The sequence below is a fragment of the Streptococcus sp. OMI750 genome, from assembly GCF_047463895.1.
Classification (GTDB): domain Bacteria; phylum Bacillota; class Bacilli; order Lactobacillales; family Streptococcaceae; genus Streptococcus.
On sequence record NZ_JASHCZ010000003.1, the window covers coordinates 78,747 to 97,811 of the forward strand.

Here is a 19,065-nt window from a genome sequence, read left to right on the forward strand (position 1 = left end):
GTATTGTGAAACTAGTTTCAGAAATATATAGTCTTAAAGTATGTCCACTGCCAATGGTTTTTTCAATATTTAAAAGGAGAGAACCAATTTGGTCCTCTCCAGGGTATAATTTTCCACCAACCCACTACAGTTGACAAAGAGCCGTTATTCTCAAATGAGACAACTCCTTTTAGTTTTTATAACCTCAGCTTCTCGGTCTCTTACCTACTTTTAATAGAAAGACTACGAAGGACGATTCTTAAAGTAGTCAGATTGTGCAATATCGAAAGATTAGATGGGCTTAACCAATTTAACAACCCAAATCCAATTAAACTTCCATTTATTACAACTGTTTCTTGAATATTTCTTTGAATTAATTTCTGCAACGATTCAGATAAAGAATTCAATTCCTCGAAGAAATCTAAACGATTATCTAATAATAAAATATCACTCATCTGCTTAGAAATATCAGCACTTTCATTCATCACAACCCCAATATCTGCAAGCGTCAAGGCAGCAGAGTCGTTTAACCCGTCTCCAACCATCAAAATAGTTCGGCCAGCTTTCTGTAATTCCTGAACCAACTGAAACTTACCATCTGGTTTTAAATCAGTATAAACGTTGTCAAATGGCAGATCTTTAACCAACTCTTCTGTTCTAGCCAACGTATCACCAGTTGCCAGAATCAGTTTTTTCCCTTGGCGCTTTAGCTTTTTCAATGCAACTTTCGCCTCGCTTCTCAAGGGAGTGTGGATACAAAACATCCCAATTAATTCTTTCTTATAAGCCAAAAACAATAAATTGTAATGAGTCTTATATTGCTCAATCAAGGCCAGCTGCTCAGAACTAATTCTTACCTGTTCGTCTTGCATTAGTACATAATTTCCAATGACAACCGATTGACCATCAATTTGCGATTTAATCCCTTTGCTTGCAACATACTGAAGCTTGCCATGCATTTCTTCGTGTTCAATGCCTTCAATTTCAGCTTGTTTAACAATTGCATTGGCAATAGGATGATAGATATGTTCCTCCAAACATGCACTTATTCTTAAAATATCTTTCTCAGTATAATCTCCGAAAGGAAGAACCTTTTCAACCAAAGGATAACTCGTCGTGATGGTACCCGTTTTATCAAACAAGAAAGTATCCACTTCCAGATATTTTTCTAATACATCACCATCTTTAATAACCATTTCTCGATTTAGACCTTCCTTTATGGCCGTAAGGTAGGCTACAGGTGTGGATATTTTTAGAGCACATGAAAAATCCACCAATAAAAAGGAAATGGCTTTTGAAAACGAACCTGTTAACAGATAAGTCAAACCAGCACCTAAGAAGTTATATTTTACAACCTTGTCTGCCATCCTAATAAAATGACGTTGTTTTGTCTTCTTACTCTCTTCAGATTTTTTCATCAGATTGATGAGTTGCAAAATACGACTGTTTATCTGATTATCAGTCACACGAATTCTTAACTCTCCTGTTTCCAAAACAGTATTCGCACATACAGAATCTCCCTCTTTCTTTTCAACAGGGAAGCTCTCTCCAGTCAAGGAACTCTCATTGACCATGCCTAATCCTGAAACCACTTGGCCGTCAAACAAGATTTCATTACCTTGGGAGACAACTAATACATCACCTACTTGAACATCAGAACTCTTGATGCTGATGACCATGTCTCCCCGCACTAAGAAAACATCACTTTCTTTAGCAAGAAGGCTTTGTTCCAAATCTGTTGCTGTTTTTTTTAAAGACCACTGATCCAGATGATTACCCAAATCAAGCATAAACATGATGTTGCTAGCTGTCTTGGATTGGTTCATAAACAAGGACAACAAAATGGCCGAACAGTCCAAGACCTCCATGGTTAGTTCCTTGCGCGCTAAAGTTTGATAGGCTTCTTTGACATAACCCAAAGCCTGATAACAAGTCCAAATATAACGAATAGGGTAGGGTACAAAACTTCGAAACAGCAAACGCTTAATCGCTGCACCCGATACAATTGAATAAGCACTCTCTTCTCTACGAATGGGAAGAGTCATCAAGTCCGAAACTTTCCCCTTGTCAATTTTTTTTAAAAAGGCCTCTGCATTTTCTAATACAGAGAAGCCTTCTTTCATACGTAGAGTAAAGTGCTGCTGATCCATATAAAACTGAATAGAGTCGATCCCTTTTTCATCTTTAGCCAAGGAACGAAGATAATCTTGAATATCCAAGGTCAGTGAAAACGAGGACGATAATCGGATATGTTGATATCCTCTGTGTAGCACTTTAAAAGACATATTATTCACCTGTCAGGCTATCTAATTGTTCTTCTTTCTTTTCCTGTTCGTATAAATATTTAGCGTCTTGTAAAACATCATCACCGTGTTGTTTTACAACAGAAACAGATGCATCCAGTCCATCTTTCAATTTGTAAGCTTTAGCCAAGGCCTTAGAATAGCCTTTCTTAGCTTCTTTACTTGCTAAGACTTTCAAGCCAAGCGTCCCAAATGCTACCCCTCCTAAGAAGAGAGATGATTTTTTCGCAACTTTTGCGACGTTTAATACTTCTTTTAACATGTTTATTTCCTCCTTGTAACTATTGTAGCGAAAAATGACAGCAAAAGCAATTGCTGATATCTGATATATAGATAAAATTCTCTATACTGATATTTAATTATATTATGATGAAAACAATATACTTTATTTTTTGATACTGTAAATAATTATGTGTAAACACTTAAGTAGAGTTACGGAGTGTTAATTAAATAAGCTTTCAAGTGTATCAGAACATTGACCAAACCCTTTATGGATTCGTTGACTTTGCTTGAAATTATAATCTTCAAACAACGTAACTAAGTAACGTTCCAGAGCCTCCTCATTAGGAAAAAGAACCTTCTTTTTCGTTTGATGTTTGATTTCTTTGTTAAGAGACTCAATGAGGTTTGTCGAATACATGCTGTGCCAAATCTGGTAGGGAAACTGATAAAAAGTTAAAAGATTATCCGTCTTCTCCAGACTTTCCATGACTTTCCTATACTTTGGTTTCCATTCGGCGAGAAAGTCCTCTAAAGCTTGTCCTGCCATTTCTAAATTTTCAGCACGATAAATCATTATAAATTGCCCCAGAATAACCGCTCTATCTGCTCGTTTCACTTTACTAGCTAGATTTCGACTAATATGAATTAAGCAACATTGTTGTTTAGCTAATGGGTGAGCCTGACTGATAATCTGCTCAAGCCCCTTAAAGCCATCTGTAACTACAAGAGAAATCTGTTGGATTCCTTGGTTTTGAAGCTTGTCTAACAGGGTGGACCAAGAAGCATTGTTTTCTTGAGGCAACTGTGCATAGCATATCTCTATGCGACTAAAGTCGCTAGAGCTATCCTAATTGCGCACCGCCAGTTCTCATAGAAAAAAACACCTTGCAAGATGCAAAGTGTTTTCGTTTGTATTCTGCTGTCCAGCAACGAATTAACGTTTAGAGAACTGGCTAGCTTTACGAGCCTTTTTCAAGCCTGTTTTCTAGTATTTTTATATCTATTGGCAGATTATCCGACTTATCCCCATCAACATCTGACTCTAACTCAACCTCTGAAGAAATCCTAATATTGCGTACTTTGATATATTCGATATTATTGTTACCTACTAGATCCCCTTTTTAATAAATCTGGGATAGCCGATAATTTAGAAATGATGGATGAATCCTTTAAAATCAAGATATTTCCATATTCATCTGTATTTTCATCAAATAGTTTTTTGTCTGCATAGTAATTGGATAGAAGAACTAAGACCTGAGTAGCTTCACCTTCATAATTGCCATTTTTGCTTTCAAAAGGTAATAATTGCTTGTTCATAGCTTGGCGAATCAGTTGCACCAGCCAAATTAATTGTCTTGACCGACGAATAAAGCGACTTCTTTCAAGGATTCGACCATAAGGAAACAGTTGGCAGATTCTATAAAAGTGTCGATGTGATTCGGCACGCTCATCAGACTCGCTACACAGAGCTGGTACATAATATCTGCTATAATTTTCTGGAAGATTTGGTCAAGCGGTCTTTTAGCCGTGTGACAGGCATACAGGAAAAACACCATTTATTGACTTTTTGCACGGGTGGCTTTAAGATGTTGCTGGACGCCTTTCTTGATAATCACTCAGAGTCGCCAGAGTGTCTGGCCCGAGATATGGCAAGGATATACCGCTGCCTGCACCAGTCCTTCGACGCTGACAAATTGCGACATATCATGTAAATTGTCGCATAAAAGTAGTTTCAAAAAAAGAAAAATGTGTTATAATGTATGTGTAATTTTTAGAAAAGAGGTACTAACTATGGAAAACCTAGTAGTTTCAATCTTTAACACTGAAAGCGAAGCTTATCAGTCCTTTGCGGATTTGAAGGCTTTCCGCCAAACTCAGACGACCAAGGTTGCTCAAATCGCCTTGGTCAAAAATGAAAACGGTCATATCGTTGAAAAAGAACGCTATGACTTTGAAGATTCAACGACGGATGCAGCCCTAAAAGGTGGCTTGCTCGGTGCAGTTATCGGGCTTTTGGGTGGTCCTATCGGCGTCTTGTTTGGTTATGGTATGGGTAGCCTCTATGGTTTGGCTGCTGGTGATGCCATTGATACGGCAGAAACTGGCCTGATTGACGTTGTTTCTCAGAAATTGACTAACGGTGAAACAGCCGTTGTTGCCTTGGTGCAAGAAGACAACGAAGCAGTCATCGATGCTTACTTCACCAAGTACGACACCCAAATCATGCGTTGGGATGTAGCAACCGTCGTAGCCGAAATCGAAGCAGCTCTGCAAGTCCAAGAAGACCTCTACAACCAGGCACGTGCACAAATGAAGGCTGAACGTAAAGCCGAACGCAAGGATAAACTTGAAGAATTCAAGGCAAATGTCAAAGCAAAATTTGACAAATTGAAAGCCTAACGTCTAAGCGTCTCATAAATTTAAATGTGACTGAGACACCATTTAAAATTTATGTGCGTCGGATTCTCACAGTTAAATAATTGCGTTGACAAAGCCGTTACAGCCGTTCTTCCATTCTTTGAAAAGAATGTTTAATAGACAAGAAATCTGGACTAGTATTGGTCTGGATTTTTTTGTGAATATAGAGGTCATAGCTTTTTGACTATGCTTCGTTATAATTAGAAAAATTTTAAGTTTTATCAAGATGAAATCAGTCAGACGAAGACATCCCGAATTAGCACCAGCATCACCACACAAACTAAGACATACTGGTGCTACTCTTGCTAAACAAGCAGGTGTTTCTCTTGAAGCCTTCTCAGAAGCTCTTACTCATAGTGATAAAGAGATTACAAAAACTTACGTTAATATCAAAGATAAAGTCAATCAGACTGTAGGTGATATTGCTTTTCGTAGTTTAAAAAATTGATGGGGTGAATATGGGGTGAATTTTGGGGTGAACTTTGATTTTTTGAAACAAAAAAGACATCCAAGAAATAATTCTTGAATGTCTGTAAACGTTGATATAATCGTATTGATTAACGTTTTGAGAATTGTGAAGCTTTACGAGCTTTTTTCAAGCCTGGTTTCTTACGCTCAACTTTACGTGAGTCACGTGTAAGAAGTCCTGCGCGTTTCAATGAATCGCGGAAGTCTGGGTCTACTTGAAGAAGGGCACGAGCGATACCGTGACGGATAGCTCCTGATTGACCAGCATATCCACCACCTACAACGTTAACGAAAACGTCGTATGAACCTACAGTTGAAGTAACTGCGAATGGTTGGTTGATGACCAAACGAAGGTCAGCGTGTGGGATGTACTCTTCAACATCTTTTTTGTTAACAGTGATTTTACCAGTTCCTGGAACAAGGCGAACGCGTGCAACAGCGTTTTTACGACGTCCAGTACCTGCATATTGTGCTTGTGACATACTTTATTGTTCCTTTCCTTAGATAAGTCCTGAAATATCAAGAACTTCTGGTTGTTGTGCAGCGTGAGTGTGCTCAGCTCCAACAAATACTTTCAATTTCATACCTTGAGCGCGGCCAAGAGTATTGTGTGGAAGCATACCTTTAACTGATTTCTCGATCAAACGTACTGCATTTTTAGAACGAAGTTCACCAGCAGAGATTGATTTCAATCCACCTGGGTGGTTTGAGTGAGTGTAGTAGATCTTATCAGTTGCTTTTTTACCAGTCAATTTAACTTTTTCAGCATTGATAACAATTACGAAGTCACCTGTATCAGTGTGAGGTGTGAATGTTGGTTTGTTTTTTCCGCGAAGCACGCTAGCAACAACTGCTGAAAGGCGTCCAAGAGGTACATCAGTTGCGTCAACAACGTACCATTTGCGTTCTACTTGGCCTGGTTTAGCCATGAATGTAGTTTTGTTCATGATTTCTCCTATATGAATGTCGTTTTTGTTTACAGGGCGGATGTTCCGGTCCGCAAGTTATTTGAAAGGTTCCGGGGCCTTACAAATGGGGTAAACAATACCGCCTACTATTGTATCAAAATTCTAAGATAAAAGTCAACCGATTTGGAAAATTATTTGCGATTTTCTTTTCCAATGACAAATCCGATCAAGGAATTCGGGCCGACGTGGGCTGAAATAACCGGTCCAAGAGGCATCACGAGAACTTCATCGATGCCTTCAAGTGCAAGCATTTCTTGCTTCAGTGCTTCGGCTCCTTCTAGATCGTTGGTATAAGATACCAAGGCTGTGCTTTCACCGATATCTGCTTTGATCAGCTCCAGTAATTCCCGGACAGCTTTTTTGCGCCCCCGAACCTTGCTAATAGGGACTAATTTCCCTTCCGCATCTATCCAGAGAATGGGTTTGATGCTGGCCAAACTTCCCATGATCGCGGCACTTTTTGAGAGACGGCCGCCACGCATGAGGTGATATAGATCATCGACGAGGAAATAAGTCCGCAGTTTTGGCGCTAGGTCCATGATTTCTTCTTTGGCTTCTGCTAATGAACGACCTGCATCACGCGCAGCTACTGCTCGCATGACCAGATAACCCTCTCCAATCCCAGCAGCCTTCGGATCGACAATCTCGATCACGGCTTCCGGGTAGTCTTCTAAAACCAGGTCTCGTGCCATGACTGCACTCTGATAGGTCCCAGATAAGACCGATGAAAAGGCCACATAAAGCAGATCTTTTCCTTCTTTGGCAAATTGTTTAAAGGTTTCCTGAAATTGGCCCACATTGACCTGACTGGTTGTCGGTTTGGCCCCATTTTTCATGGCTTCTAAAAGCTCAGGGCTGGTCAATTGAGCTTCGCCTACTGTCTGGTAAACCGTCCCATCTAACTCAATGGTCAAGCCAAGAATGGTCACCTGATGTTCCTTGGCCCAGTTTTGGTCTAAATCTGCGGTCGAATCGGTTAAAATAGCAAATGTCATTACTTGTCTCCCATCATTTCTTGTAATTGTCGCAATACTTCGTGATCGAGCGGTCGCATGGGCGGTTTTTGATCGTTGACCACTCGCTGCGCTTGATTGAGGTTCCCTTTGACGACTGCGACTCGTTTTTCTAACTCTCTGGCAGATACCCGAAGAGCTCCTTGAGCAAAGACGGTCCATTGCTCATTTAAGTCACTAGTCGCTACTGATACTTGGTGGAGGGGTGTATTGAGCTCTGCCGCCAAGCGCTCGATATAGTCATCTGCCGTCTCATCCTCACCGGTAAAGACCACCTGAACATTGAACTCCTCATAGGTCTGCCGCACTCCTGGCATATACTGGGCATCAAAGACACAGATGACTTCGATCCCTTCAAAGCTAGCATAGTGGCTCAGTTTTTGCAGGAGGATATTGCGGGCTGCATCCAGCTCACTTTTTTGAAAGAGCTGGCGGGTCTCCTGCCAAAAGGCAATCATATTATAGCCGTCAACCAATAAGATTTTTCGTTTCATATCATTGCCTTTCTAGGATTATAATCGGTTGCGAAAGACCTCATACATAAGGATGGCTGCTGCCACACTGGCATTGAGGCTTTGCACATGACCATTCATGGGAATGGTGATCATCTCATCGACTTGCTTTTTGATGTTGGCTGAGATCCCTTTTCCTTCATTGCCAATAATCAAGGCTAACTTGCCAGCCGTATTCCACTGGTGAGACGGCGTGCCGTTCATGTCGGTTCCAAAGATCCAGAAGCCCTCTTCCTTTAGCTTGTCTATGGTTTGGCTAAGATTGGTCACTCGGGCAATGGGAATGTGTTCCACTGCTCCGGTAGACGTTTTCGACACCACCGGGGTTACCCCGACTGCCCGGTGCTTAGGAATGATGACCCCTGAGACATTGGTCGCATCAGCTGTCCGCAAGATGGATCCAAGATTGTGCGGATCGGTCAAGCCATCGAGAATCAACAAAAGCGGGTTCTCTTCTTGGGCTGTCCGTTTCAGAATCGCTGCCAAGTCTGTGTAAGCAAAGGCTGCCACACGAAGAACGAAGCCTTGGTGAACAGCTCCTTCTGTCATTTCCTGCAGGGTTTTCTTTGGCGTCCAAGAAATCGACACCTTCTTTTCAGCTGCTAAGGCCTTGATCTTGTCGACATTTTTTCCTCGGAGGTCTTCTTGAATATATAATTTATTGCCTGTATTAGCTTGTAAAGCCTCGGTGACTGCGTGGACACCGTATACGATATCGTTATTTTCCATAGAACTAGTATACCATAAGAAAGGAGGATGAGGCCAATTCATGATATAATGAATTGGGATCTATCTCGTCGAAACCAGCAAAATAGAAAGGAAGCCATGCCTCTTTTTCAACGAACCATCAAGCTCACCTTGGCCACCTGTTTAGCAGCTGCCCTTGCTTATGCTCTGGGCTTGACCTATGCCATCTCAGCTGGCGTCATTGCCATCTTGAGCATCTCTGATACACGGCGCAGTACCATCAAGCAAGCCTATCAGCGCTTTATGTCGACCTTGCTAGCCCTTGCAATCGGAAGTCTCGCTTTTTCCTTTTTTGGATTCAACCTTTGGGCACTGGGCGTCTTTATCGCTCTCTATGCTCCTTGTGCCTTTCTATTGGGTTGGCAGATCGGCATCACCCCTAGCACGGTCCTGGTCACCCATCTCTTGATTGAGCAGTCTACTTCCTGGGGACTCTTGCTCAATGAACTGGCCCTCTTTTTAATTGGGACCAGCTTTGCCTTGCTGGCCAATCTCTATATGCCCTCTAACCAGGCAGCGATCGATCACTATCATGATGTTGTCGAAGACCAACTAAAGAAGATTCTTGGCCGTTTTGCGGAATTACTCGGTAAGGGGGATGGTCGAAATGATGCTCGCTTGATCAAGGAGTTGGATGATATCCTAAAGGACGCTTTGAATCTGGTCTATCTGGACCATTCCAACCACCTTTTTCATCAAACCAACTACCATATTCACTACTTTGAAATGCGCAAGCGCCAAAACGACATCCTGCGGGATATGGCAGAAAACGTCAACCGCTGTCAGTTAGCAGCGAGTGAAAGTATGATTCTAGCTCAACTTTTTAAGAAGACCGCTCAACAGTTAAGTCAGGAGAATCCTGCTCAGGAACTCCTCAACGATATCACTCAGTATTTGGCAATCTTTCGTGAACGGCCATTGCCCAAGACCCGTGAAGAATTTGAGACACGGGCCACCTTGCTCCAATTGTTAAGAGATCTCGAAACTTTCATCCAGGTCAAGGTTGATTTTTACCAACAATTTCATCAGAAGACAGAATAGACAGAGAAGCCCTTGCGACATGCAAAGGCTTCTTTATTCAGGTAATTGTTGTAAACGCTTTCCTAAAATGGTATACTAGAACTGGAAAATAACTTTTTAAGGAGGGTCTTCTATATGAAGTCTTCGTATAAGAAACATTTGTACACTACAACACTCAGTCTCTCAGCAGCTGTCTTGCTTTCTGTTATCGGACATGGCCAAGTATCAGCCGATAGCTTAGAAGCGCCTCAAACAGAACCCAGCACGGTTCTTGAAACAACACCTGCTTCTGAGCCAGCTGTGACTTCTGAGACGACCAGTCCTTCTACAGCTGAAAAAGAAGACACTGCAGCCCCTGCCACTCCTGCGGAAACAACAGCGACCTCTGAAGCAACTCCTGCTACAGTAGCTGCTCCAACATCCAACCGTGCCGCAACGACCGCTGACCAAACGACACGATTGGAGAATAGTACCATTTATCTCTCAGAAAAGAGCACGATCGATGACAAAGTCCAAGAAAAAGCTCAAGCTGCTGGCAAGATCAACTGGACCTTGGACAACAAGCCTCTCTCTGAGTGGAAAACCTGGGATATGGAGACAGGGACATTGAGCAAGGATCCATTCGTTACTATCACAGAGACCGCAAACGGAAATGATTTGGATCTCCATATTGAAGTGCGTGATCTCTTTGGGGAAGATCTTAGCCTTCGTAGCCCAAATAATATCCGCCGAACTTACCGCAACTACATCGGCAACCATGAGTTGGTCGGAACCAATGCGGACTTAGGTGTTACGATCAATAAAACTCTTGTTTTTCGACCTTACCAAGACTACCATACACATGACGAGATGCTAGCTGCTATCGAAAAATCCAAGGAAGAAGCGAAACCCGATCGTTTGGTACAGCTAGAAACCCTTGGTAAGAGTGCTCAAGGCCGGGATATGAAGATGGGTATCGTGAGTAAGGACCAAGCAAGTATTGACCACTACCTCTCATCTACCAATCCAACAGCTTTGACCAAACCAAGCGAAATGCTGGCCGCTCTGAAGGACAAGACCTTGGATTACAAACTACCTGTCTTAGTCCATAACACCCACGCGGATGAACAACCTGGTATTGATATCATCACTGGTCTCTTCCGTACCTTTGCAACAGAAAATCAAGTCACTTTTAAAACGACAGACGAAGCTGGTAACGTCAAGAATGTGACTCTAGACATCCCAACTCTCTTAAATAAATTTATCTTCTTGTTTGACTTCACGGAAAACCCAGACGGGGATGCTCTCAACTTGCGTGCTTTGGCCAATGGACTGGATCCAAACCGGGATGCTAGCTACCAAACCAACCCAGAAGTGCGTACCGTCATCCAAATGATCAACAAGTGGAATCCAATCGCTCTCTATGATATCCATGGATTTGTCAAAGAATTCTTGATCGAGCCTGCAACACCTCCACATGATCCCAACTTTGAATACGACCTCATGTCCAACCTCATGCTGGAAAATGCCCATCATATGGGCCGGGCTGGAGTTGCCAATTCCAAATACGACAGCTACATCATTCCAAAACTGGATTGGGGAGATGGCTGGGATGATTCCTTCTCAGGTTATACAGGGGTTTATGCTGTCTACCATGGTATCTTAGGCCATACCATCGAAATTCCGGAAGGAAATGAAGAATCCTACAAAGCAGGTCGCAATGCTGTCCTAGGCGGAATTGACTTCCTCAACCAAGATCCAGACAAACTCCTTGAGATGCGGCTCAACTTCTACTTACGTGGTCTCAATAAAACGGAAGATCCAAAAGCTGAAAATGAACTGGTCGGCCCAAATGGGGAAATCGTTGGACGTGTAAAAAACGGTCGTCCAAAATTCTTCCCAGACTACTACGTCATCCCAATGAGCCTCGACAAAGACAACGATGCCCAAGAAGCCTTCAATATGATCGACTACTTCAAACGCAATGGTGTCCTCGTCAAAGAACTCAAAGAAGATATTGGCAACTATAAAAAAGGAGACTTAGTCATTGATATGGCCCAAGCCAAACGCGGCTATGCCAACCACATTCTCTACAAGGGCTCCAACGAATCTGCCTGGGCTGCGATGTACGCAGAGTTGCTGGTTAACTTCCCGGATATGAGAGGGTTCAAGTCCGAACCTGTCTTTGCGGATGGTCTTTTCAATGGAAAATTAGGCGAAGTCACCACTACCCGTGCGACTCGTACTTCTGAGATCGATCCAAAAGCTCCTTACTATGTGATCGCAAATACCTCAGCCAGTGCCGTTAAAGCTATCAACCAGGCCATTTCCCAAGGAAAATCTGTCTACCTAACAGATGATGGCTACATCGTTGACCGTGATACCTTTGCTTCACTCCTGCCAAACTATGCCATCTATGGTGATGCCCTCTACAAGGTGCCAAGCGGGCCAACCTTGAAACCGATGAAGGTCTACTCTCCAAACTACCACTATAATTGGGCTGGAGTCGATGCGCCTGCTCATACAAGTCTGGTCCTTGAAAAATTAGGCTTCCAAATCGTCAATACTCCAGAAGAAGCGGATGTTGTTATTTTGGAAAGCAATCGTTTTGATGCTTCCATCTTTGGCAAGAAACCAACTCTCGTCATCGGTGGGGAAGCCATGCAGAAACTGGAAAAATTGGGAGTTCTTGCAGGATTTGACGCTGAAAAATTAAAAGGCGGTAGCGACTACGAAGGCTTGATGAAAGCGATCATTGATGATCAGGATCCACTGACCAGCGGTTACAAGAAGAATACCCTCTTCTACTCCAACTCAGGAAACTGGATTGAAAAAGTTCCAAGCAACTTCAAGACCTTGATGAGCATCGCTTCAAGCGACTACTACATTGCTGGTTGGTGGCCAAAAAATGAAGCCCTAGCCAATAAGGTCATGGCCATCTCTGGAGAACTTCTGGGCCAACCACTCTTTGTCTATGCTGGAAATCCAACCAATCGCCAACACCCTGTCCACTTCTTCCGCTGGGTAACCAACGCGATCTTTGGCAGCAAGTTGGCTAGCTTGATGGATTACGTACCAGCCAAAGAACCAGATCAGGTGGTGGTTCCAATTCATAAGCAGACAACCTCTCCACAGCCAATCTTGACCAAGAAGGAGACTCCTAAAGTTCTCCTTCCACAAAAAGAAATGACAACTGAAAATGGAGAAAGTGTGCAAGCCTTGACTTACCAAGTGGGACAAAGCTTCCAAGAAAGTCCATCCAAGGCACAATTGCCACAAACTGGAGAAGACACAACAGCGCACTTCATTCTTTCAGGATTCTTGCTAGCCATTAGTGGAGGCTTCCTCCTCTTGAAAAAGAAGGAAGTCGAATAAGATTTTAGACTAGCTATGAATTTCAAGTTCATCTTTTCATAGAAAATCAATTTTTCATATAAAATAATCTAAAAATTAGACAGAAATTATAAAACTCGCTCTAATATTTAGCATCATTCAGTCTTATACTGAAATTTTCCGCCGTGAGAAAAGTGCTTGAAACAATAATGTTTCAAGCACTCGGGAGTTTTGAAAGTAAAACAGTTCGGGGAACTGTTTTAGCCTGAGCCTAAAAATTGAAAAGCGAAGGGGTTCAAAACTAATTGAACACTGGCTACGGATTGTGTCAAAAAGTTAAGTTCTCCTAGAATCGAAAGATTCTGCGTCAAACTTCCTATTTTGACTTTATCCGTAGACGCCCTTTGTATCTTAATTAGTCATGGAACTTCTTCGAAGTTCGCTGACGTCCGTACTCACCTAAGGAAAGTTTCGAAAGATATATCTTCAAAAAGAACCTTCGCGTTTGCGAAGGTTCTTTCTATTCCACCAATTCCAACACAACAGTTTGGTAAGGGGCCAATTCTAATACCTGGTCTCCTTCTTGGAACAACCCTGCGGTATTATTTAAAACGACCGTTTTAATCGGAGCTGTCAACTCCAAAGTGGCCTCACGATTTTGGAAATTGCTGATTACCCAGAGACGCTTGTCCCCACGACGTTCGAAGGCGATGATATTCTCACGTTCCCGATAAGCTAGGATCATATCTCCAAACCGGATGGTATTTCCATAGAGGGGATGGCGATACAAGGCCGTCAGCTGACGGTAATAATTCAAAATAGAATCTGGATCTTTTTCCTGGTCTTCCACATTAATGGAATAATCTGGTTTGGGACTGATCAGCCAGGCTGGTCCATCGCTAAAGCCCAGACCTGGCTCCGCTGACCACTGCATCGGTGTCCGCGCATTGTCTCGGCTATAGTTGGCAATCGCTGCTAAGGCTTCTTCCTCACTCAAACCAGCTTCTTTAGCAACGTGGTAGCCATTGATGGTCGCGATATCATCAAAGTCCTCCACTGATTCAAAGACTTGGTTCTCCATTCCAATTTCTTGACCTTGATAGATAAATGGAATTCCCTTGCGCAAAACCTGAATGGTTCCCAGGGCTTTTTTACTGGTATCATTTACTGGACCTTCTGCGATATAATGGGACACCCCACGAGGTTCGTCGTGGTTTTCGATGATGGTCGAGAGAACACCAATCCTATCTGCGCGCTCATGCGCTTGGAAAATACTTTCCTTGAGTTCTTCCGCTGTTGGAAGAGTATGGTCAAACCAGCCCTTTCCTTCCTGACCTAAGCAGGTTTGCTTGAAGTCAAAGATAGAAGAAAAGACACCGTCTTTTCCAATGAAGAAATGCAATTCTTCATCGGTTTCATTGAACACTTCCCCAACTGTGAAGGCATTGTACTTGGCGAAGGTTCGCTCATTTAACTCTTGCAAGAAGGGTTCAATCGATTGGGCATTCACTAAAGACTCCGGTACTGGGACCAAGCCATTTTCGCGATCAGACGGAAGCGAACGCCATTCTAAATCCTTTTTAATATTGATGATGGCATCAATCCGGAAGCCCGCAATTCCCTTGTCCAACCACCAATTGATCATCCTGTAAATTTCTTCGCGCAAGACAGGATTTTGCCAATTGAGATCTGGCTGATCCTTGTGGAAAGAATGAAGATAGTATTTGTTGGTGCCAGGAACCGGCTCCCAAACACTGCCCCCAAAGTAACTTTCCCAGTTGTTGGGTTCCTTGTCACTTTCGATGAAATAAAAGTAATCCGCATAAGGGCCATCTGGATCCGCTAAAGCCTTTTGGAACCACTCGTGATGACTGGAGCAATGGTTAACCACCAAGTCCATAATGATAGAAATCCCTCGCTTCTTACCTTCCGCAATCAACTCTTCCATATCTTCCATGCTCCCAAAAAGGGGGTCAATGGCATAATAATCGGAAATATCATATCCCTGATCAATAAAAGGGCTCTTGTAAACAGGCGATAACCAGAGAATATCAATCCCCAACTGTTGAAGATAATCGAGTTTTTCCGTAATTCCTTTTAAATCACCAACACCATCGCCATTGCTGTCCTTAAAGCTTTTTGGGTAAATCTGGTAAGCGACCTTCCCCTTCCACCAGTCTTTTTCCATGTCTTGTCTCCTTAAAATGAAAGAGACCGAGACAAATCGTCTCAGTCTCTATAGTGTCAGTAGGTATTAGTATACTGTTTTTTCAGTTTCTTTATCGAAGAAGTGAGCTTTATTCAAGTCAAATCCAAGTTCGATTGTTTCACCAGTTCCAAGGTAGTCACGCGCATCTACTTTTGCGATAAATTCGTTGTCACCAACTTGGCAGTACAAGTGAGATTCAGAACCGAGCAACTCAGACACTGAGATGGTTGCTTTCACGACTGATTCTGGGAAAGTTTCAAGGAAAGCAGCTTCTGTATTCACGTCTTCTGGACGGATACCAAAGATCAATTCTTTACCTTCATAGCCTTTTTCTTTCAAGACTTTCAAAGCACCTTCTGGAACTTTCAAATTCAATCCATTGGCAACGATGTGTCCACCTTCCAATTTTACATTGATGAAGTTCATCGCAGGGCTTCCGATAAATCCAGCTACGAATTTGTTCACTGGGTTTTTGTACACTTCTTGCGGAGAACCAATTTGCTCTACACGTCCAATCGTACCAGTACCAGCTGGGTTTTTAGTAGCTGACATGATAACGATACGGTCAGCCAATGTCATCGCTTCTGTTTGGTCGTGAGTTACGTAGATCGTTGTAGCACCGATACGACGGTGGATTTTCGCGATTTCAGCACGCATCGATACACGAAGTTTAGCATCCAAGTTTGACAAAGGTTCGTCCATCAAGAACACTTTTGCGTCACGGACAATGGCACGTCCCATGGCCACACGTTGACGTTGACCACCAGAAAGGTCAGCTGGTTTACGATCCAAGAATTCTTTCAAGCCAAGGATTTCAGCTGCTTCTTGTACACGTTTATCGATATCTTCCTTGCTGTATTTACGCAATTTCAAACCAAAGGCCATGTTGTCATAAACAGTCATGTGTGGGTAAAGAGCGTAGTTTTGGAATACCATGGCGATATCACGGTCTTTAGGTGCCACGTTGTTTACAACAGTACCATCGATCGAACATTCACCTTCTGTGATGTCTTCAAGACCAGCGATCATACGAAGAGTTGTTGATTTACCACATCCTGAAGGACCTACGAAAACGATAAACTCTTTGTCTTTGATGTCCAAGTTGAAATCTTCAACTGAATAGTGTTCGCTGTTTGGATATTTTTTGTAAATATTTTTAAGATTTAATTCTACCATGATGGTACTCCTTTGATTTTTATAATTCTATTGTAAATGAAAACGTTTTACAAAGCTATGGCAAGTCTCACAAAAAAGAAAAAGAGTTTTGTGCAAGTTGCACAAAACCCTCTATTTATTCCGTTACATCACATCCTGTAGAAGCAAATGGTAACAAAGAGCTAGATCTGTCAGGTTTTTCAGTTGGAGACCCGTTAGCTCTTCCCATTTGTCAATCTTGTATTGAAGGGAATTCCGATGGAGATAGAGTTGCTGAGCCGCCTTGGTCACAACTGCCCCGTTGTCCCACAGTGCAACAATGATATCCTGCAACTGGTCTTGACTCCCGATCAACTGATGCAAGCCTTCTTTGATAGGATGGAGATCCAAATCTGCCTGCTCGATTCCCCACAGATAGAGTTGAGAAAAGCGGTAGACGCCTTGGTGCCCTGCTCGGATCCAGGCTCTAAAGGCTGTCCATTCTGCTCGGATGACAGAAGACACTTTTCCATCTTTTGACTCTGTCCATACCTGCCCGACCATAATGGATAAGCGAATATTAAAGTCATACTCCATGGCAGAGACAGTATCTTTTAAGATATCAGCCACAGTTAGCGACTGCTCTTGATCCAGAATGAGTACATAATCTTGTCCACTCAGTTGCAAGGTTGCTTGAAAGTTTGGCAAGAGCGTCTGCATCATCTCTAGCCAAGAAGCAATACCTTCCGCTGTCGAATGTGAGAGGTGACAATAGACGAGTTGCATCTTTTTGATGACTTGAGGGGCCTCCCCTTTCCCATCTATCAGGTATTGGTACCAAGGATTGGGAGCAAGATCTTCCTCACTAGCCAACCAGGCAATCAAATGTTTTTCTCTCTCGGTCAGCTCTTCTTCCTTCAGTTGCAACCATTGCTGAGCCTGCAGGGGAATGGCTACAAAACCAGCTGGTGGATTGGGTTGATCCGTTACCTCTGCCTGAGGGAACCACTCTCTGATATCTTTCACTACTTTGTCCCTTCTTCCACTTTTTGAATACACCAAGCCACCAATTCCTCTAAGCGGTTGATTTCATCTGTCAAGTGCAAGTAACCCATGACCGCTTCAAAACCTGTCGACATGCGATAGGTTACGACGTCGGCATTTTTTGCCTTGGTGTGACTATTGGTGTTACGGCCGCGCTTATAAATTTCAACTTCTTTCTCTGTCAAAACATCTTCCTCAAGCATGGTCGCAATCAGATTAGCTTGCGCCTTGGCAGAGACATACCTAGTCGCAGTCTGGTGGAGTTTGTTAGGCTTGGTCATCCCTTGCAAAATCAAATGCTTACGGATATACATGGAATAAACCGCATCTCCCTCAAAGGCTAGGGCAATCCCATTAATCAGATTGACATCAATCACGTGTCCACCTTACACCTTCTTTTGTATCCAAGAGCTTGATTCCTTGCGCAGCCAATTCATCGCGAATTTCATCTGCTCGCGCAAAATCTTTCTTAGCCCGCGCTTCTTGGCGTTCAGCGATCAAGGCTTCAATATCCGCATCCAAGACTTCTTCGACAAAGACCACTCCAAAGACTTCTAACATCTTTGCCAAGGCCTCCTTGACATCTTGGTTGTAATGTCCTGAGTTGATCCATTTGGCCAATTCAAAGACGACGGTGATTCCGTTTGCCGCATTGATATCTTCATCCATAGCCGCTACAAACTTGTCCACAAAGCTTTGCAAGTCTGCTGGATCCACTTCTCCTGTGAACGGTTGCTCGTAGGTATTTTTCAAATACTTGAGGTTGGTCTCCGCATCGCGCACAGCTTTTTCTGTGAAGTTGATGGGTTTGCGGTAGTGCTGGGTCGCAAAGAAGAAGCGAAGCACTTGGCCATCGATGGTCTTGAGAGCATCATGCACAGTGATAAAGTTGCCCAAGGACTTGGACATCTTGACATTGTCAATATTGACAAAGCCATTGTGCATCCAGTAGTTGGCAAAGGTCTTGCCTGTTTTAGCCTCTGACTGAGCGATTTCATTGGTATGGTGCGGGAATTCGAGATCGGCTCCACCCCCATGAATATCAATGGTATCCCCTAAAATCCCCGTTGACATGACCGAACATTCGATGTGCCATCCCGGACGACCAGGCCCCCAAGGGCTTTCCCAAGAAACTTCACCTGGCTTGGCAGCTTTCCAAAGAGCAAAGTCAACTGGATTTTCCTTACGAGCCGTCTCTTCATCTGTCCGACCTGAAGCTCCTAACTCCAAGTCTTCCAAAGTTTTATTCGCCAATTTGGCATAGTTATGGGATTTTTCCACACGGAAATAAACATCCCCTTGACTCTCGTAGGCATAGCCTTTTTCGATCAAGTCGGTGACAAAACGAATAATATCATCCATAAATTCAACCACACGAGGGTGACGGGTAGCAGGCTTGACCCCCAGAGCCGTCACATCCTCACGAAAAGCCACAATGTACTTGTCTGCCACTTCCTGAGGCGTGATGCCTTCTTCTTTGGCGCGGTTGATAATCTTATCATCCACATCGGTAAAGTTGGAAATGTAGGCAACTTCGTAGCCACGATACTCAAAGTAGCGACGAATGGTGTCAAAGGCTACCGTTGAACGGGCATTCCCCACGTGGATATAGTTGTAAACCGTTGGCCCACAAACATACATGCGGACCTTTCCTTCCTCGATGGGGACAAATTCTCGCAAGCTGCGGGTCATGGTGTCGTAAATTTTAATCATGCG

The 19,065-nt window shown here is 43.1% G+C and carries 16 protein-coding genes and 3 pseudogenes; 4 read left to right on the forward strand and 15 right to left on the reverse strand.

Features of this window, described 5'->3' with window-relative positions:
- Positions 1-200: 200 nt before the first annotated feature.
- The 5 genes and pseudogenes from QM830_RS07040 to QM830_RS07060 form a co-directional block, all read right to left on the reverse strand.
- The gene (locus QM830_RS07040) at positions 201-2,264 is read right to left on the reverse strand and encodes a heavy metal translocating P-type ATPase (protein ID WP_002893754.1); all 2,064 of its coding nucleotides are present in this window, start codon (positions 2,262-2,264) and stop codon (positions 201-203) included.
- A gap of 1 nt (position 2,265) precedes the next feature.
- Entirely contained in the window at positions 2,266-2,544 is a 279-nt protein-coding gene (locus tag QM830_RS07045; protein ID WP_002893755.1) for a DUF6110 family protein, read from the reverse strand.
- A 180-nt stretch (positions 2,545-2,724) separates the two neighbouring features.
- Positions 2,725-3,315 (reverse strand): annotated as a pseudogene (locus QM830_RS07050) (transposase); the annotation flags it as partial.
- A gap of 148 nt (positions 3,316-3,463) precedes the next feature.
- Positions 3,464-3,797 (reverse strand): annotated as a pseudogene (locus tag QM830_RS07055) (diacylglycerol kinase family lipid kinase); the annotation flags it as partial.
- A 3-nt stretch (positions 3,798-3,800) separates the two neighbouring features.
- Positions 3,801-3,944, reverse strand: a pseudogene (locus tag QM830_RS07060) (IS982 family transposase); the annotation flags it as partial.
- Positions 3,945-4,295: 351 nt separating this feature from the next.
- On the opposite strand from QM830_RS07060, the gene QM830_RS07065 reads away from it, so the two are divergent.
- On the forward strand, positions 4,296-4,904 hold the full coding sequence (locus tag QM830_RS07065) for a DUF1269 domain-containing protein (protein WP_238656912.1): 609 nt from the start codon (positions 4,296-4,298) through the stop codon (positions 4,902-4,904).
- A 244-nt stretch (positions 4,905-5,148) separates the two neighbouring features.
- Entirely contained in the window at positions 5,149-5,370 is a 222-nt protein-coding gene (locus QM830_RS07070; protein WP_002893762.1) for a tyrosine-type recombinase/integrase, read from the forward strand.
- A 109-nt stretch (positions 5,371-5,479) separates the two neighbouring features.
- Here QM830_RS07070 and rpsI read toward each other — a convergent pair whose 3' ends face one another.
- The 5 genes from rpsI to rlmB form a co-directional block, all read right to left on the reverse strand.
- A complete protein-coding gene (gene rpsI / locus QM830_RS07075; protein ID WP_000075973.1) occupies positions 5,480-5,872 on the reverse strand; it encodes a 30S ribosomal protein S9 in 393 nt (130 codons plus the stop codon).
- A gap of 18 nt (positions 5,873-5,890) precedes the next feature.
- Positions 5,891-6,337 carry a 50S ribosomal protein L13 gene (gene rplM, locus QM830_RS07080; RefSeq protein ID WP_002876943.1) on the reverse strand — a complete coding sequence of 149 codons (447 nt, stop codon included), beginning with the start codon at positions 6,335-6,337 and terminating at the stop codon, positions 5,891-5,893.
- Between the two features lie 152 nt (positions 6,338-6,489).
- Positions 6,490-7,353, reverse strand: coding sequence for a DegV family protein (locus QM830_RS07085; protein WP_298619968.1), 864 nt, complete (start codon positions 7,351-7,353; stop codon positions 6,490-6,492).
- Positions 7,353-7,865 carry an NYN domain-containing protein gene (locus QM830_RS07090; RefSeq protein ID WP_003004212.1) on the reverse strand — a complete coding sequence of 171 codons (513 nt, stop codon included), beginning with the start codon at positions 7,863-7,865 and terminating at the stop codon, positions 7,353-7,355. Before QM830_RS07090 ends, QM830_RS07085 begins: the two co-directional genes overlap by 1 nt.
- Before the next feature lie 18 nt (positions 7,866-7,883).
- Complete coding sequence (gene rlmB, locus QM830_RS07095) at positions 7,884-8,612, reverse strand: 23S rRNA (guanosine(2251)-2'-O)-methyltransferase RlmB (RefSeq protein WP_414326195.1); 729 nt, start codon at positions 8,610-8,612, stop codon at positions 7,884-7,886.
- A gap of 96 nt (positions 8,613-8,708) precedes the next feature.
- Here rlmB and QM830_RS07100 point away from each other — a divergent pair, with 96 nt between their 5' ends.
- Positions 8,709-9,671: an aromatic acid exporter family protein gene (locus QM830_RS07100; RefSeq protein WP_414326197.1), complete on the forward strand. Its 963-nt coding sequence runs from the start codon at positions 8,709-8,711 to the stop codon at positions 9,669-9,671.
- A 114-nt stretch (positions 9,672-9,785) separates the two neighbouring features.
- Positions 9,786-13,004, forward strand: coding sequence for an LPXTG-anchored zinc carboxypeptidase (locus QM830_RS07105; protein ID WP_414326198.1), 3,219 nt, complete (start codon positions 9,786-9,788; stop codon positions 13,002-13,004).
- A 478-nt stretch (positions 13,005-13,482) separates the two neighbouring features.
- On the opposite strand, the gene QM830_RS07110 is transcribed toward QM830_RS07105, so the two are convergent.
- The 5 genes from QM830_RS07110 to cysS all read right to left on the reverse strand — a co-directional run bounded on the left by QM830_RS07110 (position 13,483) and on the right by cysS (position 19,062).
- A complete protein-coding gene (locus QM830_RS07110; protein WP_414326199.1) occupies positions 13,483-15,150 on the reverse strand; it encodes an alpha-glucosidase in 1,668 nt (555 codons plus the stop codon).
- Positions 15,151-15,216: 66 nt separating this feature from the next.
- Positions 15,217-16,347: an ABC transporter ATP-binding protein gene (locus QM830_RS07115; RefSeq protein WP_009732191.1), complete on the reverse strand. Its 1,131-nt coding sequence runs from the start codon at positions 16,345-16,347 to the stop codon at positions 15,217-15,219.
- A gap of 123 nt (positions 16,348-16,470) precedes the next feature.
- On the reverse strand, positions 16,471-17,331 hold the full coding sequence (locus QM830_RS07120) for a helix-turn-helix domain-containing protein (protein ID WP_414326201.1): 861 nt from the start codon (positions 17,329-17,331) through the stop codon (positions 16,471-16,473).
- A complete protein-coding gene (locus tag QM830_RS07125) occupies positions 17,331-17,726 on the reverse strand; it encodes a Mini-ribonuclease 3 (protein ID WP_023024384.1) in 396 nt (131 codons plus the stop codon). Before QM830_RS07125 ends, QM830_RS07120 begins: the two co-directional genes overlap by 1 nt.
- The gene (cysS, locus tag QM830_RS07130; protein ID WP_195214175.1) at positions 17,719-19,062 is read right to left on the reverse strand and encodes a cysteine--tRNA ligase; all 1,344 of its coding nucleotides are present in this window, start codon (positions 19,060-19,062) and stop codon (positions 17,719-17,721) included. The genes QM830_RS07125 and cysS overlap by 8 nt, the downstream gene beginning before the upstream one ends.
- Between the last annotated feature and the right edge of the window lie 3 nt (positions 19,063-19,065).